Here is a 15994-nt window from a genome sequence, read left to right on the forward strand (position 1 = left end):
CCGCCAGGAGACTATCCCATGACCCAACTTCCTATCCTCGTTCCGGCGGCGAACCTCGCCAAGTCGCCGAGCAACGTCCGCACCGTCAGCGATGCGGTGGCCGATGCCCAGCTCGAGGCGAACATCGCCGCGAAGGGCGTGCGTCAGAACCTCATCGGCGTGCCGGTCTCGCGCAAGAAGGGGCACTATCGCATCATTGCCGGCGGTCGGCGTCTCGATGCCGTCCATCGCCTGATCGAGAAGGGCGTGTTCGATGCCGGCTATCAACTCGCGGTTCTGGTTCTCGGCAATGCCAAGGACGCGATCGAGACCAGCCTCGAGGAGAATTTCTTCAACCTCACGATGAACCCGGCCGACACCTGCCGGGCCTTCCAGGACATCATCGAGAGCGAAGGAAAGACGCCCGAGGACGTCGCGAAGCGCTTTGGCCTTACCGAGCGCTTCGTTCGCAGTCGGCTTCGCCTCGCTGACCTCGCCGACCCCATCTTCGAGGCGCTGCGCAACGCCGAGATCACGCTGAACGTGGCCGTGGCATATGCGAGCAACAGCGACCGGAGCCGGCAGGCGGAAGTCTTCGAATTGCTCAAGGACGGCTACTACCGGACCAACGTCAACGAGATCAAACGCCAGCTCGCCGAGGACACCTATGTCGGCAGCGATCCCAAGGCGCTGCTCGTCGGACGCGACGCCTATATCGAGGCCGGCGGTCGGGTCGATCTCGATCTCTTCTCCGACTCGGCCACCGAGCGCTGGATCGACGGCGATCTCCTCAACCGCCTGGTTGCCGACAAGCTCGCGGCCGCGGCGGAAGCGCTGCGTGAGCGCGAGGGTCTGGCGGAAGTCCGGGTCATTCCCGCGACCCATGTCACCTACAATGACACTTGGGATCTGCGCCCGCTCAAGGGCGAAACGCCTGAGCTGACCGCAGAGCAACAGGCGCGCCTCGAACAACTCGAGGTCGAGATCGACGAGGCCAACGAAGCTTGGGACGAGGCCGACGAAGCGACCCAGGCTGATCTAGCCAATCGCGTCGAGATGCTCGAGGCGGAATATCGCGCGATCGAGAACCAGTCGCCGATCCTGACCGAGGAGCAGAAAGCCGGGGCGCTTGCCTATGTCGTGATCGGTCATGACGGACAGCCCCGCCTCCACGAGCAACTCTACGTAGCGCCGGTCGACGACGAGGCCGACGAAGAAAGCGTCGATGAAGCCGGGGATGACGAGCCGGTCGATACCGAGGCCGGCACGGCTCCTGGCAAGCCCGCCTACAGCCAGCGCCTGTCGCAGGAACTGGCCGAGATGAAGAGCGAGTTGCTGCGCGTCCATATCGCCAGCGATCCGCGCTTCGCCCTCGACCTCGGCACGTTCTGGATGGTCGACAAGGCGACCCGGCATTCGGGCGCTTATGACCTCGCGACCGAGCTCAAGGCCGACAAGCCCTGGTCGTCGCTCACCGGCTTCCAGAGCGGTACGCTGGCCGCCGAGGAATGGGGCAAGATCGACGAAGCGCTCGACCGCAGCTGGACCGAGGCGGGCGACACCTGCCAACGGTACGATGCCTTCTGCGCGCTTCCTGACGAGGCCCGCGCTGCCTGGCTTGCCTGGGCGGTCGCCCGAACGCTGCACGCGGTTACCGCGGACAGCAAGGCGGTCGCGTTGATCAACCATCTCGGCACCAAGCTCGACATCGACGTCGCGGCCTGGTGGCGCCCGACCGCGAACAACTATTTCGATCGCCTGAGCAGCAAGGCCGCGATCCTCGCCCATCTCGACGAGATTGGTGGGAAGGAACTCTCGAGCCGTTACGGCGCGTCGAAGAAGCATGATCTGGCGACCTCGGCAGAGAAGATCTTCGCGGGAACGGTTCCGATCGAGGCCGAAATCCGGGATGCGGCGCTCGCCTGGGTGCCGGATGTCATGCGCTACGCCGACGCGCCGATCGAGGCTGTCGACGTCGAACCGGTGGCTGTGAACGACGAGAACCACGGTCCGAGCGCCGACGAGCTGCCGCAGGCCGCCTGATCGGCGGCAGCCTCCCCGGGGCCGTGGCGATGCGCCGCGGTCCCGGGCTTTTTCCATGTTCCATCAGGTATGAGTCAGGGAGACTTCTCGTGGCCGATATCACCCAGCTTCCCGTGATGACGGCGAGCGATGCCGAGGCGATCGGTTTTGCCCGCTTCAACGACGTACCGACCCTGCCGATCGACATCCCCGACGGCAATTTCACGATCAGCGCGCGCACCAGTGACGGGCGGCGGATCACCTTCTTCTTCGGCGAGTACCAGCGTGGCGCACCGCCGAGTTTCGTCGATATCCAATACCATGACAGTGGCTCGGCCATTCCTAACGCAAATGGTGGAACGTCGCCGAGCTTCGACATGCTGACCATCGGTCGCGGCGGAAGCCATGCCTATGACAGCCGTCGCCATCCGGCCGACGAAAAGCCCTCCATCGCGGTAATCCTTCTCGCGCGGTCATAGGCAGCAACCCGCCTGATCCTCCCATTCTCCCATCCCACCGTCTCAGGGCCTGGCCTCGCGCCACGGCCCTTTTCTTCTGCCGCAGCGCCGGCGGGAGGGAAGGGGGAGCGGGTCTGGCGGGCCGAGATGGTCCAGATCCAACCCGGAGTTTGACCCGATGTCCCAACCTCTGCTTGCGCTCGTCCCTCCCCACGAGCCTGAAACCACAAAGGCTGCTCACCTGTTCGCCGTGGCGACCCGGCTCGCCGAGATGCTCGGCCGCTGCCAATCGGTCCGGCGCCAGGACCTCACCCGTCTCATGGAAGAAGCCTTTGGCGCTTCCGACGCGAGCGGCGCCTGGTCGATGCGCGATGCCTATGACGCGCTTGAGGCCGCGCAAGTCCTCCTGCTCACATCGACCCTGAGCCCTTCGGTCTTTACCCTGGCCGATGACGATGCATTCGCTTCGCTCGTCCGCTTTGAGCGCGCGCTGCCTACCCAGACCTATCGCAGCGAGCATCAGGTCGAAATGCAGCAGTTCAGCACGCCGATCTCCCTGGCATGGCTCGCAGCACGGGCAGCGCGGATCAGGGGGGATGACCATGTTCTCGAACCCTCCGCCGGAACGGGCATGCTCGCGGCTCACGCCCTGCGCGCGGACGCGGCAGCAACCCTCAACGAGCGCGATCCGGACCGGGCTGCGCTCCTCGGCAAGCTGCTGGGTCAGCCTGTCACGTTGCACGATGCCGAGTTCATCCATGATCTTTTGCCCTCGGGCGTCGCCCCGACCGTCGTGTTGATGAACCCGCCGTTCAGCCGCAGCGAAGGGCGTGGCAAGGATCGCTTCGCCGGTGCGCGCCACCTTCGATCGGCTCTTCTGCGCCTGGCACCCGGAGGTCGCTGCGTCGCCATCATGCCGCCGAGTTTCGCCGCCGACGGCACGGCCGCGTCCGGCTATGCGATGGTGTGCGAGACGGTCCAGCCGCGCGCCGAGATCACCATCCTTGGGCACCCTTATGCCAAACACGGCACCAGCATCCCGGTCCGCCTGCTGATCTTCGACAAGGGCTGGACGGGCGTGACCGAGCGCCATACCGCCCAGACCATCGAAGCGGCCGAGGCTATCGTCCGCGCTTTCCCGGTCCGCCTTGCTGAGCTCGACCCTCAGCCTCCCGCGCCTGCCGCCGTCCCTCTGCGTCCACGCAAGCCGGGGTCAGCCACCGCCACGATCTTCGGAGGGATCGCAAAGCGTGTCCTGACAAGGCCTGACCGCATCGCCGCGGATACCAGCCCGAGGCCGCTCGTCTACACGGTGCGGGAGACACCCCTTTCGGCGGGCGATCCCGTCGGTCACTATGCCCCATGGCGTCCGGCAAGGATCGCGATCGAGGGCGCGAAGGCGCATCCCGATCAATTGGTGGAATCGGTTGCGATGGCCTCGGTCCTGCCTCCGGCGCCCTCCTATCGCCCGATGCTGCAGCCCCAGGCCCTGGCCGCCCTGTCCGAGGCGCAGCTCGAAACGATCATCTACGCCGGTGAGGCATGCGAGCGCGATCTCAATGGCACCTTCGCACCCAATCAGGCCGGCGACCAGCTTCGCGAGGATCCCGAAGGCGCCAGCTATCGCACGGGTTTCTTCATCGCCGACGGCACAGGTGTCGGGAAAGGCAGGGAAGGCGCAGGGATCATCCTCGACCAGTGGAACCGAGGACGACGCCGTGCCATCTGCATCTCGCGCAGCTCGGCCCTCACCGAGGATGCACGACGCGACTGGAGCGCGCTCGGCGGACTGCCCATCGATATCCAGCCGCTCGACGCCTTCCCGTTGGGCGAGGCCATCGGCATGGACAGCGGCATACTCTTCCTCACCTATGCCACCCTGCGTTCGCAACGCCATGACCGCGCATCGCGCCTTCAGCAGCTGCTCGACTGGGCGGGCACCGATTTCGAGGGGGTGATCCTGCTCGACGAGTCCCATGCGCTCGGCAACGCGGCGGGCACCGAGACCGAATTCGGCGTGGCCAAGGGCTCCGAGCAGGGACTGGCCGGTGTCCGGCTCCAGAATGCATTGCCGCGAGCGCGCGTCATCTACGTCTCGGCAACCGGCGCCACCAAACCGGAGAATTTGAGCTATACGGCACGGCTCGGCCTTTGGGGGCCGGGCACAGCCTTTCAGGACCGCGACGCCTTTCTCGCAGCGATGGAGGAGGGCGGCATCGCTGCGATGGAGATCGTGGCGCGCGATACCAAGGCCATGGGCCTCTACACCGCCCGCGCGCTCAGCTTCGCCGGCGTCGAATATGATCCGCTCGAGCACAAGCTCACCCCGGACCAGATCACGATTTACGATGCCTATGCCGACGCCTGGGCGGTGATCCACGCGGGTGTCGCCGCCGCACTCGAGGCGGCCAATATCGTCGATCGCGCGTCTGGTCGCACCCTTAATGCCATGGCCAAGGGATCCGCGCTCAGTCGGTTCGAAAGCTCGAAGCAGCGTTTCTGGTCCGCCCTCCTGATCTCGATGAAGATGCCGACCGTCTTCCAGGCCATCGAGACGGAGATCGCCGCCGGCAATGTTGCCGTGGTTCAACTCGTGAGCACCTCCGAGGCGATCCTCGATCGTCGTCTCGCGGAGCTTTCACCGGAGGAACGCGCCCATCTGGATTTGGAGCTTTCTCCCCGAGCGACCATGATCGACTACCTCAAAAGCGCCTTCCCGACGCAGCAAATGCGCGTGTTCGCGACCACCGACGGATCCCTGCGGTCCGAGCCGATGCGCGACGAGGCCGGCAACATGGTCCAGTGCGCCGAGGCCATCGCCAGGCGCGACGCTCTGATCGAAGAGCTCTGCGCGATGCCGCCGGTGCCCGCCGCACTCGATGCCCTGATCGCCCATTTCGGCACGGCGAAGGTCGCCGAGGTGACCGGGCGCTCACGTCGCATCGTCATTGGCACTGATGGCTGCCAGAAGCTCGAACGCCGTGGTGCACGCGCCAACCTCGCCGAGACGCAGGCCTTCATGAATGGGCAGAAGCCGATCCTGGTCTTCTCGGACGCCGGCGGCACCGGAAGATCCTACCACGCCGACCTCGGGTGCCGGACGGCTGACAAGCGGCGCATCCACTTCCTGCTGGAGCCGGGCTGGCGCGCCGATGTCGCTATCCAGGGGCTGGGACGGACGCATCGCACCAATCAGAGCGTGCCGCCGGTGTTTCGCCCCGTCACCACCGACTGCAAAGGCGAGCGGCGCTTCATCTCAACGATCGCACGCCGTCTCGACAGCCTCGGTGCCCTGACCCGCGGGCAGCGCCAGACCGGCGGGCAGAACATGTTCGATCCGGCGGACAATCTGGAGAGCGATTATGCACGCGAGGCGCTCACCCAATGGTACCATCTGCTACACGGCAAGAAGCTCGCGAGCGTTACGCTGGCCGACTTCGAGGGGATGACCGGGCTCAAGCTCACCGACGATGACGGCACGCTGCTCGACAAGCTCCCACCGATCCAGCGCTGGCTCAATCGGATCCTCGCTCTTCGGATCGCCGCTCAGAACGCGATCTTCGACGAATATATGGGTCTCATACAGGCACGCGTCGACGCCGCCCGCGAAGCGGGAACGCTCGACGTCGGCGTCGAGACGATCCGCGCCGAACAGGTGATCGTGCGATCCGAACAGACGCTCCGCACCGATCCGGTGACCGGCGCCGAGACGAGATTGTTGCGGCTCGAACTGCATCTGCGTCCTCGCGTCATGCACTGGAAGCGGCTGATGCAGATCTGGGAGGGCACGAGCGAGATCGCCTATCTCTACAACAGCCGATCGAAGCGCGTGGCGCTCAAGGTGCCGTCCTGGTCGATCACCGACGAAGAAGGCCGGATCATTTCTATGTGCCAGCTCGTGCGTCCGACCGGCGCGACGCGCATGCAGGAGATCGCGATGTGGGCAAGCCTCTGGAAGGACATCGACCGCGACGAATTCCAGAGGCTTTGGGAGGCAGAGGCAAGCGAGGCCGAGGCGAAGGTCGAGATCGAGACCGTCAATGTGGCAACCGGGCTGCTCCTGCCAGTCTGGCACCGGCTTCCACAGGACGACGTCCGCGTCTGGCGGATCGATGACCGCGAGGGCACCTCGATCCTTGGTCGGCTGATCCCGCCGGAAGCGATGGCGGACCTGCAGTCCGCGTTCGGTCTCGACGGCACGGTCGAACTCACTGCCGCTGAACTCAGTGCGGCCGCGCAGAAAGGAACGGGCATCGCGATCCCTGGCCTGGGCGGCGCGACCCTGACGACGGCTCTGGTCAATGGTACGCGCCGGCTCGAAATCCGGAATTACCGCCCCGACGATCGCGAGCGGCTCAAAGCGCGCGGCGTGTTCAGCGAGGTCATTCAGTACAAGACCCGGTTGTTCGTGCCCCTGGATCGGTCGACCGAGGTGATCGAAACAATCCTCGCTATGACGCGGATTTGATCCACGCAGGCCGCGGGCTCGTCGGTCATGCGGATCGGCCCGGGGCTCTCGAAGCCCCGGACCATCTCGATCATTCCGCGGGCGCTGCCGCGTCTGGCGCAAGCTCAGCCGAAGCCGGCGTTCCGGCGGAAGCTTTCGGGGCTCTGCTTCTCTTCGGCTTCGGGGCGGCATCGGCACTTGCCGCAGGCGTCGTGTCGACAGCGGCCTTGGGCGCCTTCGATGTCTTGGTGACCTTGGTCGGCTTGCCGCCCCTGATCGGTTTGGCGCTCTTCGAGGTCGTGCTCTTCGGCGCCTTGGCCACCGGCTTGGGCTCGGCGGTGACGGCCTTGGTCCGAGCGCGCCGCGCCGCCGCAGGTTTCGTTGGAGTTGCTTCCGCAGCGGGCGGCTCGACCGTTTCGGTAGGTGGTGTGGCGGGCGCTTCTTCGGCCGCCGCCGCCGGAGCGCTCTTACGCTTGCCGCCAAGGCCAAACTTTTGCGCGACCTCGCGTCGTGCCGCCGAATAGCTTGGCGCCACCAGAGGATAATCGGCCGGGAGACCGTATCGGGCGCGATAATCGGCGGGAGTCAGGCCGTGCGTCGAAAGATGCCGCTTGAGGGCTTTGTAAGGCTTGCCGTCGATCAGGCTCAGTATCTGGTCTGGCGAAGCCAGACTTTCCTCAATGGATACCGCCGGCTTATATCCCGGTGCGTTCGGTTTCGCTTCAGGAGCCTCAGGCTCGACCTCCACCGCCGGCTCTGTGGAAGAAGCTACCCCGCCATTATCGTCGGCGGACTTTCCTGGCGCCCCCGATGCATCGCCGAGCAGAGCCCGTCGGGTTCCCTCGACGAGGGCCGGCAACTCGCTGCTCGGCACGGTATTGTTGGCGAAATAAGCGCTGAGCAACGTCACGGTCAAAGACATGACGCCCGAATTGTCGGCCTCGGCCATGCGGTATCCTTCTTCTGGCTGGAACTACCGGTCTTGAAGCAGTCTCACTTGCGTAAGCGTAAACGAACTCGTGCCTTCATTTCAGGCGCGAGTCAAAAGGGAGGGGAGGAGGGCCGTCGTGGGTGGCATGGCGATTGGGCCATGCGGCATTTAGTGGAGAAAACCCATGGCCGACCACTTCGTCCAGGGCGCGTTCGCCTTCATTTGCTCCACCAGCGAAGCTGCGCTGATCGAGGAAGCCTGGCAGCTCGCCGCCGATCTCATGGGAGATTTCGAAACCAGCCCCGTCAGCGACGAACTTCTCGAAGTCTTTCCGCCCACGATCGAGGGAAAACCGCTAAGCGGGTTCACGTCTATTTTCGACGACGCAAACTTTCCCGACTTCGGCGCCGACATCAGGGTCCAAAACAGCGCCGAGGATACTCAGGTCTGCACGGTCAGCATCTTCGGCACGACCGACTTCCAGCCCTGGCCCATCGCTGGATTGATCCAACGCTGTTGCCCTGCCTCGCTCGCCAAGACACCTGTCGGGTTCGACTGGAGCTATAGCTGTACGAGGCCCTACCTCGACAGCTTCGGCGGTGGATGGTGCGCGGTCTTTCCAGACCGCATTGAGATCGAAACGACGAAAGAGGCCGTTCCGAGAGCGCTAGACGCTGCAATTGCCATGAGCCGCCGTGACGGTTGGGCAGACGATCCCGCGCATCCGGTCGAAGACTGGAAGACCGAAGTCACCAACGATGACACTCGCCGAGGCTTTCGTGGCTGGATCGAGGGCCGCGTCGAGATGCTTGCCGGAGCCCCGGGAATCGCAGGGGTTGTGTCTCCGGTTCAGCGTCGTCGCGATCCGGTCCGCATTCGCGCCACCGACCGCCTGGGCAATGTCGCCTATATCCATCGCGAAGCCGACCGTCCGATCCAGGCGCACCGACGATGGAGGGGAGTGGGTGGGGAAGGGATGGCCGGTCCGAGGCGGATCGGGCCTTTCCATAGGAGAATTCCCCATGGCAACGCTTGCCCAGCACATCGACGCGTCCCAGGTTTCCGGCGCGTATAAGGTCGACATCTCCCGCGGCCGCAATATCGGGCGGGTCTCTTCCGAATGGTATTCCCGTCCCGACGACGAGAAATTCCTGTCGCTCAATGAACTCTACGACAGCGTGCGCCGCCGGGCCGATCGTGCCCGCACCCGGATCGTCGAGAGCCGCGGCGTGCGGGTCGAGGCCAGCATGGACAATGCGGAGCGTCTCAGCCTGATCGTCCCCGGCGAAGCGGAACCTATCGCGCCGACCAACTGGTCCTTCGGTCAATTGTCGAGCCTGGTTGGTGCGCCCGCATCCTATCTGCGCAATCTGCCCGCTGCGCTCGCCGGCATCAATCTCCAGCATGGGCTGCTCAGCCATCGCGGCGAACAGGTGAAACTGCTGAAGACCCACGAGGGCCGCGCCGAACTGCGCGCCGTCACCGGCCCAGACTACGGCCGCATCTGGGATCACGAACTCGTTGCCGCCGTGATGAAGATCGCCGGCAACGGTGTTTCGGACACGCGATGGAAAGTGCCCGGCGTTCTCGACTGGCGCTCGATGCGATATAACCCATATGTCGACGTCACGCGCGACACCACGACGCTCTATGCTTCGGATCGCGATGTTTTCCTGTTCCTCGTGGACGATACTCACCCCATCGAAGCGGGAAAGCTTCCCAATGGCGAGCCCGATCTGTTCTTTCGCGGATTCTATTGCTGGAACTCGGAGGTCGGCTCCAAGGCTTTGGGAATAGCCACCTTTTACCTGCGCGCGGTGTGTATGAACCGAAACTTGTGGGGCGTCGAAAATTTCGAGGAGATCTCGATCCGCCACTCCAAGTTCGCCGCAAATCGCTTCGCGCATGAAGCGGCCCCCGCTCTTGAAAACTTCGCGGACTCCTCGGCATCGAGCTTCATCGAAGGCATAAAGACCGCGCGCAGCCGGATCGTCGCGCGGACCGACGAAGACCGCGAGTCCTTCCTGCGCAAAAGCGGCTTCTCCAAGACCGACACCGCGAAGATCATCCAGTCGGTAACGTCCGAGGAAGGCCATCCGCCGGCCAGCCTCTTCGACTTCGTGCAGGGGATTACGGCGCACGCCCGCGCTAAGACCAATCAGGACACGCGGCTCGAGATCGAGGGGAAGGCGCGCAAGCTCTTCGCCAAGGCGAACTGAGGAGGGCGATATGCCTCACTTCACCATCGAAAGCAGTTATCGTCTGCCTGTCTTTCGCCATCGAACCTATGAGGCGGCGACGGTTGAGGACGCTTGCCAACTCGCCATCCAAGATGACGACTGGCAGGGCCAGAAAGACGATTATGAAAGCGCCGGCGCCACATATCTGACTGGCGTCTGGCCTGGGAGCGACACCGCCTATCAGGTGGCGGCGCTCCCGGTGCCCGCGGGCTTCGCGGAGTGCGCGGCGACCGGCGCGGCGAAGATGCGCCAGACGTCAGTCCCGAATTGTGGGCGATCCTGACCGAGGCGTTCGACAGCGACGCCTCCTGGGTCCTGTTCGACCGGGATGAGCCGCCCTCTTCCCATCTGCCCGTTTTCCCCGATCCCGATTATCCCGAGGAGTACCTCTCATGATCCAGGTTCCACCCCCCGAGGCCGCCCAGCCGAGACGCGCGACGCTGGCCACCTACGAAAACGCTTATGCCGTTGCCGTCCAGATGCGACGCGCGACCGGCCGGCCGCAGTTCGTCCTGCGGACGGAGAATCCGCTGCAGCCCTTCCGTGTCACAAGCATCGGTCCTGCTCGCCGTCAGTCATTGCTGACGCTGATCGCCTGATCGCCATCCCGCCATGGCCTTGCCCGCACGGCGGGAGTCTGGGAGAAACATCATGTCTGTTACCGCACGACCGGCCTTCGCGGCGGCGATCGCTGACGCGCGCGCCGACGATACGTTCGCTGCTCCGGTCGTTGCGGCGTGGGGCGCCGGCGTGAATTCGACCGCGATGATTATCGAGTTGGTCCGCCGGGGCGAGGCACCGGACATGGTGTTGCTGGCAGCGATGCCGGAGCAGCCGCACACGACGGCCCTCGTTCCGGTCTTTCGAGCCTGGATGGACGCCCACGGCGTTGCCAACGAGATCGTCGATTATCAGGTTAAGCGCTTCAAGAACTGGCCGCCTTACAACGACCTGCTCGAAGCCTGCCTGACCAATGGCACCTTGCCGTCGATCGCCTTCGGCCTCCATTCCTGCAGTGCGCGGCACAAGATCTCGCCCCAGGACAAATGGGTCAAGCATTGGCCGCCCGCGCGCCGCGCCTGGGCCGCTGGTCAAAAGGTCACCCGCCTCATCGGCTATGATTGCTCTACACGCGACAATCAGCGTTATGCCCATCGAGAAGGCCATGTTTCGGATCTCTACGACTATCGCTATCCGCTTCGCGAGTGGGGATGGACGCGGGACGACTGCGAGCGGTGCATCGCGGACGCCGGCCTGCCGCCATTCGGCAAGAGCAGCTGTTTCTTCTGCACCGGCATGCAGCCCGATGAGGTTCGCGCGCTCCCGCCCGAGCAACTTCGGCTCATCGTCCTTCTCGAGGCGCGCGCGGCGCCGCGTCTGCAACGCGTCGAAGGCCTGTGGCGCCGGTCGACCCGAACGCGGCCGGGCTCGATGACCGCCTTCATCCGCACGGAACGCCTGCTCGAGGCCGATGAGATCGACGCGATCATCGCCACCGCGCCAGCCGATCTCGTTCGCTTCCAGGAACGGGCTGCGGGCATTCCGATCGAGCGTCGGCCCTGCATGCGGTCCTGGCTCGATCGCTTTCACGAAAGTGCCCTCAAGCAGGCGGCCTGATCGCATTCCGCCAATCTGTCCGCGACTCCGCTTGACCGACGCTCGTGCAAACCACCTATTTTGCTTCATGCGTCTTATCGAGCATCTGGCCGCCAGGCGGATCTACTATCGGCGGCCGCTGCCGACCTTACCGGATATTCTCCTGATCGACATCCCGCCGGCCTTCGCGGGAGAGGGACTTGCACTCGGACGCTATTACCCAGTGATGCTCGAAACGATCGCCGAGGCGCATGAGTTTGAGGCCTTCCTGTGCGAGGACCGCGCAGCGCTGGTCGCGCCGGCGCTGCTCGACCGGCGTCCATCGGCCTTGCGGTGCGAGGACATCATCTTCGCACGCTACAGCCCGCCCACGCCTGATTGGCCATGGCTTCAGCTCGGCTGCTGGCCGCGCCAGTACGCGGAGATGGCGGAGCAACCGGGCGATGTCTTCGCTCGTGGTATCTACACCATCGATGTCTTCGCCGATGCCGATGGTGTGCTTGCGGCTGCACTGGAACTACTCGCGACACTCGGCCATCAGGATATCCGGCTCGTGTGTCCGCCGAGCGGTATGCCGGGACACAGCTGACCATCTATCCGGTATGAGCCGGAAAGATATGCCTGCCATAGTGGGACTTACCGGTCAGGACACGCGAAAAGGACATGGTGACCATGGTGACGGCGTCAGATGACGGGCGCAGCACGATAGCACCGCAACTACATGTCGCTGTCCTATCGACCGAGGATTTTCGCCACTGGCCGAGCCATGTCCGCGCGCTGTTTCATCAACGCGGCAAGCCAGCACAGATGCGCTGCGGCGTCGGCAAGCGGCAGCTCGCAGACTTCGTCGAAAAGCTCGCGCTGATAATCAAGTTCGCGTGAGAGGACGTCCCGCAGCCGGAGCCGGGCGGGGCTGTCATCATCTGCGATCTCGGCATTGGCTTCACGGGCGGCATCCAGGAACGCCTCGGCGAGCTCTTGAGCCTCATAATATCCGCCGTCGAGGCCCTCGGCTACGGCAAGGCTTGCCAGCCTGCGGCGCACCAGCGGCAGGTCTGGATCAACCGTCGCATCGTCGAGCGGCAGGTTGAAATCATAGCTGGCGAGATAGTCGCGGATCATGTGCATTGCCTCCGGGCGCCAGGAGAACATAGAACGAACATGAGCGCAACCGGAATCAGCGGCGGGCCGAACGGTTTTCCTCCCGCTGGTGCCAGCTACCGACAGCTCGGAACAAAGACTTCCGTTCGCTTGCCAAATCGAATCCTGTTGCCCAGTCTCGCGGTCGGGAGACGGGATAGCAAAGGGCGGGAATGCACTTCGACGAATATCAGCTAACGGGCCGCGCGACCTATGCGGCGTTCGTGGATGCCGTACGCACTATCCTGGTTTCGCTTGTCGAAAGGCACGGCTTTACGCCGCATGCGATCACCGGTCGCGCCAAGGATCCAGTATCGCTTAAAAAGAAGCTCGCGAAGAATGGCATCGATCCCGCCTCGGCAATCGACGAGGTGCTCAAGGATCTCGCCGGCTGCCGGATTGTTTTCCTGACGAACTCGCAGGTCACGGCGTTCCACGCGACCGGCGCGATCAATGAGAATTTCGACATCCTCAACGTCAACGAACATCATCCGGTGCCGGGCACAGAAACCGAGGACCGCCTCTTTGACAGCACCAATTACTTGGTGGCGCTGAAGCCTGGCCGTGCCGTTCTGCCCGAATATGAAAAGTTCGCTGGGCTCAGGATCGAGATCCAGGTGCAGACCCTGCTCAACCACGCCTGGGCCGAAATGGGGCATGACACCATCTATAAGGAGCCCGAACTTAGGCACGTCGATCCGCGCCACATGCAGGCGATCAACGCACGCATGACGGAGGTGATGCGCGAACATCTGCTGCCGGCCGGATACGCCTTCGACAAAATCGCCCGTGACTTCAACCGCATCATCAAGGCTGACGCCGCCGCCGGCGAGACGCTCGCGACAATCGCGAGTTCCACGAACAATGACGAGCTGCTCGGCGCATTCGAGTCGGCCGACACGCTGATCCTGCCGATGATCACCGACAACAGCGGGGTCTTCGTCGAGCTCGTGCCGCAGATCGCCGCGGCGGTCGAACGCGTTCGCGGGACCAAGGGGAAACCGATCAACTCGATCATGGGCAACTTCCCGGGAAAGACCGGCGAGATCGTCGCCAAGCGTGCGGCCGACCTGATCGGCCGAGGCCTTTATGTCGATCCGAAGCTCAGCTTCGACACGATAACCCGCCTTTATCGCGGCGCAGGGACCGACGCTGAGCGCAAGATTTGGGCGGACCTCGGCGCCCAATTTGCCTCCTACACCGTGGATGCTTGGGAGAAGGTCGGCACAGGCGTGCAGGCGTTCATCGTGGAACGGATCGGTGCCCTTAGCATCGATGACCGGAGGGCGCTGGCCAACCTGATCCTCGCGATGCTCGCAAAAGTGCTTTCTTATGAGATCAGCGGAATCCGGCGTGGCGCTTTCCCCACGGTCCTGATCAACACGGCCATCATACCGGCGGGCGAGGGGCTACGACAACTTCGGGCCGGAGCCTTCGACATCCTCGAGCAGATGCTCGGCACTGCGGCCGACGATATAGGGCGAAGCGATATTCTCGCTCCGCTTTGGATCGCGGCAACCCCGCCTCATGGCGTTAGCGAGGGGCTGCGCATCCAGATCATGGCCGACGCGACCCGACTCTTGGCATTCCTGCAAGACCACAGTGCCACCTGGGGCTTGGAACTTCGCCGCAAAACCGAGATCAAGGCGCTACGGGTGCACCGCAACTTTCGCGCCGTCCCAGCGAGCATGACGGAAAACACCGAACTCGTCGCCACCCAGGAAAAGCTCGTCCCCGCGCTGCTCACACTTCGCGACACCCTCAACGCCGATCCGCAGTTCGGCCTCTACAAGGCATTGATCGGCACCGATTCCGTCGCACCGAAAGCTTGGGAAGAGGACGTCCCGGACTTTCGCGGGGCCGCATCATGGCGGAAGGAGCGGTTCCCCGAGATCATCGCTGAGGCAGATCCGGCAAAGGCAGCGGAATGGGTAGCTCGCCTCCGCGCCTTCCTGACGATGCCAGCGAATGCCGCTGACCGCTATCCGCTGACGGAGTTCGTTGAAGCGCTGGTGCAGGTGCATCCCGGAATCGGCACGCACATGCTCTATCAAATGGACGCCGACCTTCAGCCAGTCCTGGTGCGCCTCCTGCGGGGACTCGACGCCGCGGGGGAAGGGGATGTGATCGCCCAGCACGTAGCACGCTTCATCGGCGAAGGGCGCTTCCTCGCCAATCTCGCGCTCTGGTTGGGACGCCGCGATCAGATCAACATCGCCTTACTCGCCACCGTTGGCGATCGGGCGCGCGAGCTGGGAGATTCCGAAGCGGTGCTCGAGACAGTAAACGCGGCCGGTCATCTCTTCAGGCGCGGGGCGGATCAGCCGCTGATCGACCGCGTGTTCCTGCCTTCCGCTGAGTATTTCCGGGGCTCCAAGGATCCCTTCTGGAACGATCGTCTGATGGATACGGTCGATGCCGCGATCGTGGAAGGGCTGGACGAAGCGCAGTCACGCACGCTCCTTGAGTTGTTCATGCCTGTGCCTCGGATCGACTATTCCGGGGACCTCGTCCTCGCGGTTATCGCTCGCCGCTTCCCCGGGCTCGTCCTCGACTATTTTGGTGCTCGGATTGTCCGCGACGCCAGGAGCGATCCGATGCGGTACGAGGTGGTCCCCTCCGACATTCACGAACTCGGCACCGTCCTCGCCGAGAACCCACGCCAGCTCGTTGCGGCGACGCGCGAATGGTATCGGAAGGACCCGCGGGTTCACGAATATCGCGGCGGCCGGCTCTTCCGTAACGTCTTTCCGAGTCTTCCCGCGGAGGCGTCCGGCCCGCTACGCGAAATCGCCGGCAGGGGCGACCGGAACGATCTTTCCTTTGTCCTGGATACGTTGGCCGCCTATGACGGCGCCGAGCCGATTTATCCAATCTGCATGGATATCGTCGACCGGCTCGATGCAGGGGACGATCTGCTCGGACGCGTTTCGCAAGTCCTTGGCGAGCGCGGCGTTCTGGTTGGCGACTATGGATCGGTCGATGCCGATCGCTCCGAGCGGGCTCAACTCGAGGCGTGGCTGGATGATCCGCGCGAGAAGGTAAAGGCCTTTGCGAAAGACGAGCGCCGGCGGCTGGCTCAGTCCATGGCCCAGGAGCAGCGCCGGGCAACGGGCGAGATTGAGCACATGAAGGAAGATTGGGGCGAGCCAGCAGCCAAGGCAAAGCAGGAATAAAAACA

Annotated in this window: 12 protein-coding genes; 10 read left to right on the forward strand and 2 right to left on the reverse strand. The window is 64.0% G+C overall.

What is annotated here, in order from left to right:
- Window positions 1–18 precede the first annotated feature (18 nt).
- From FHW97_RS04115 to FHW97_RS04125, 3 genes are all read left to right on the forward strand, one after another.
- On the forward strand, window positions 19–2022 hold the full coding sequence (locus tag FHW97_RS04115) for a ParB/RepB/Spo0J family partition protein (RefSeq protein WP_171798081.1): 2004 nt from the start codon (window positions 19–21) through the stop codon (window positions 2020–2022).
- Between the two features lie 89 nt (window positions 2023–2111).
- A complete protein-coding gene (locus FHW97_RS04120; RefSeq protein WP_171798082.1) occupies window positions 2112–2480 on the forward strand; it encodes a hypothetical protein in 369 nt (122 codons plus the stop codon).
- 157 nt (window positions 2481–2637) lie between these two features.
- Window positions 2638–6927, forward strand: coding sequence for a strawberry notch family protein (locus FHW97_RS04125; protein WP_171798083.1), 4290 nt, complete (start codon window positions 2638–2640; stop codon window positions 6925–6927).
- Window positions 6928–6997: 70 nt separating this feature from the next.
- On the opposite strand, the gene FHW97_RS04130 is transcribed toward FHW97_RS04125, so the two are convergent.
- Window positions 6998–7855, reverse strand: a complete 858-nt coding sequence (locus FHW97_RS04130; protein ID WP_171798084.1) for a MucR family transcriptional regulator — start codon at window positions 7853–7855, stop codon at window positions 6998–7000.
- Between the two features lie 166 nt (window positions 7856–8021).
- Between FHW97_RS04130 and FHW97_RS21940 the strand changes: the two genes are divergently transcribed.
- From FHW97_RS21940 to FHW97_RS04160, 6 genes are all read left to right on the forward strand, one after another.
- The gene (locus FHW97_RS21940; protein ID WP_183533736.1) at window positions 8022–8912 is read left to right on the forward strand and encodes a hypothetical protein; all 891 of its coding nucleotides are present in this window, start codon (window positions 8022–8024) and stop codon (window positions 8910–8912) included.
- Window positions 8860–10056, forward strand: coding sequence for a DUF932 domain-containing protein (locus tag FHW97_RS04140; RefSeq protein ID WP_171798085.1), 1197 nt, complete (start codon window positions 8860–8862; stop codon window positions 10054–10056). The genes FHW97_RS21940 and FHW97_RS04140 overlap by 53 nt, the downstream gene beginning before the upstream one ends.
- 10 nt (window positions 10057–10066) lie before the next feature.
- The gene (locus FHW97_RS04145; protein ID WP_171798086.1) at window positions 10067–10360 is read left to right on the forward strand and encodes a hypothetical protein; all 294 of its coding nucleotides are present in this window, start codon (window positions 10067–10069) and stop codon (window positions 10358–10360) included.
- 109 nt (window positions 10361–10469) lie between these two features.
- On the forward strand, window positions 10470–10676 hold the full coding sequence (locus tag FHW97_RS04150) for a hypothetical protein (protein ID WP_171798087.1): 207 nt from the start codon (window positions 10470–10472) through the stop codon (window positions 10674–10676).
- A gap of 52 nt (window positions 10677–10728) precedes the next feature.
- A complete protein-coding gene (locus FHW97_RS04155; protein WP_216647625.1) occupies window positions 10729–11694 on the forward strand; it encodes a hypothetical protein in 966 nt (321 codons plus the stop codon).
- A 67-nt stretch (window positions 11695–11761) separates the two neighbouring features.
- Window positions 11762–12262, forward strand: a complete 501-nt coding sequence (locus FHW97_RS04160) for a hypothetical protein (protein WP_171798088.1) — start codon at window positions 11762–11764, stop codon at window positions 12260–12262.
- Between the two features lie 143 nt (window positions 12263–12405).
- Here FHW97_RS04160 and FHW97_RS04165 read toward each other — a convergent pair whose 3' ends face one another.
- Window positions 12406–12795, reverse strand: coding sequence for a hypothetical protein (locus tag FHW97_RS04165; RefSeq protein WP_171798089.1), 390 nt, complete (start codon window positions 12793–12795; stop codon window positions 12406–12408).
- 191 nt (window positions 12796–12986) lie between these two features.
- On the opposite strand from FHW97_RS04165, the gene FHW97_RS04170 reads away from it, so the two are divergent.
- Window positions 12987–15989, forward strand: coding sequence for a RelA/SpoT domain-containing protein (locus FHW97_RS04170; RefSeq protein WP_171798090.1), 3003 nt, complete (start codon window positions 12987–12989; stop codon window positions 15987–15989).
- Window positions 15990–15994: the final 5 nt, after the last annotated feature.

It is taken from the genome of Novosphingobium sp. SG754, assembly GCF_013149315.1.
GTDB lineage: Bacteria > Pseudomonadota > Alphaproteobacteria > Sphingomonadales > Sphingomonadaceae > Novosphingobium > Novosphingobium capsulatum.